General features: G+C 31.2%; 2 protein-coding genes. Both read left to right on the top strand.

What is annotated here, in order from left to right; translation table 11 throughout:
• Positions 1–20: 20 nt before the first annotated feature.
• The gene (gene tnpA, locus HUU89_RS14415; RefSeq protein ID WP_147580675.1) at positions 21–416 is read left to right on the top strand and encodes an IS200/IS605 family transposase; all 396 of its coding nucleotides are present in this window, start codon (positions 21–23) and stop codon (positions 414–416) included.
• 5 nt (positions 417–421) lie between these two features.
• Positions 422–1,365 (top strand): RNA-guided endonuclease TnpB family protein (locus HUU89_RS14410; protein WP_175302126.1); only part of this gene is annotated, 944 nt, incomplete at its 3' end.

The following is a 1,365-nucleotide window of genomic DNA, read 5'->3' as shown; positions in this document are numbered from 1 at the left end:
ATTTTAGAAAGGATATTGCTATGGAACTTGATACTAATAATCATTCAGTGTTCATGCTTAATTATCATTTAATTATGTGTGTCAAATACAGGAATAATGTTATTGATGATGCTATCTCATTACGGCTTAAAGAGATATTTAAAAACATATGCCTTAATTATAATATTTCGTTGGAAGAATGGAATCACGATAAAGACCATGTTCATATACTGTTCAGAGGGCAGCCTAATAGTGAGATTTCTAAATTTATCAATGCTTATAAATCAGCAAGCAGTAGACTTATAAAAAAAGAATATCCAGAAATCAAGAAACATTTATGGAAGGATATGTTCTGGTCACAAAGCTATTGTTTGATATCTACAGGTGGGGTGACCGTAGATATTATTAAGGAATATATTCAAACGCAAGGAAGGTAAAATATATGTCAAAAGCAAACAAAAGTAACAAGGCAATTAAATATAGACTCTATCCAAATGATGAACAAAAAGTCATGTTTGCAAAAACTTTTGGTTGCTGTCGTTTTGTCTATAACCAATTACTTGCCTTACAAAAACAAAGATACAAAGATGGAGAATCCCATCTTTCTAAGCTTAAATCAAATGAGTTCGCTACTCGTACATTAAAAAAAGATTATGATTTTCTCAAAGAAATAGATAAATTTGCTGTTTCAAATGCCGTTTTTCATTTAGCAGACGCCTATGACAGATTTTTTAAAAAACAAAATCATTTCCCTAAATTCAAAAGCAAAAGAAAATCTAAAAAGTCGTATACAACAAATTTTACCAACAACAATATTCTTATTGGTAAAAATGTCATAAAGCTTCCTAAAGTTGGAATGGTCAAAGCTGTTATTCATAAGTTGCCTAAAGATGATTGGAAGCTTAAATCTGTTACTGTCTCTCAAGATAGTGTCGGTAACTATTTTGCTTCCGTTCTTTTTGAATATGAACAGGAAGACATTCCATCTGTTTCCAAATCAAGTACAAATGCTATTGGACTTGACTATAAATCTGATGGACTTTATATGGACAGTAATGGGAATAAAGCAGGAGTTCATAAATACTATCGAGAAAGTCATAAGAAGCTTGCTAAACAACAAAGAAGACTTTCACGAAAAGCAGGTTCTAAAAAGAATGAAACAAAATCAAGCAACTATTTTAAACAAATGAGAAAAGTAAACAGAATCTATAGAAAAATAGCGAATCAACGTCTCGACAGTCTTCATAAGAAATCTACTGAGATAGCCAATCAGTATGATATCGTATGTGTCGAAGACTTAGATATGAAAGCTATTGGAAATAAAGGTTTTGGCAATGGAAAAGCGACCTTTGACAACGGTTATGGAATGTTTCTTAATATGCTTGA

The sequence above is a fragment of the Faecalibacillus sp. H12 genome, assembly GCF_013361255.1.
In the GTDB taxonomy this organism is placed as follows: Bacteria; Bacillota_I; Bacilli_A; order Erysipelotrichales; family Coprobacillaceae; genus Faecalibacillus; species Faecalibacillus intestinalis.
The sequence above is the reverse complement of the archived record's forward strand: the minus strand, read 5'-3'. Positions and strand labels throughout refer to the sequence as shown.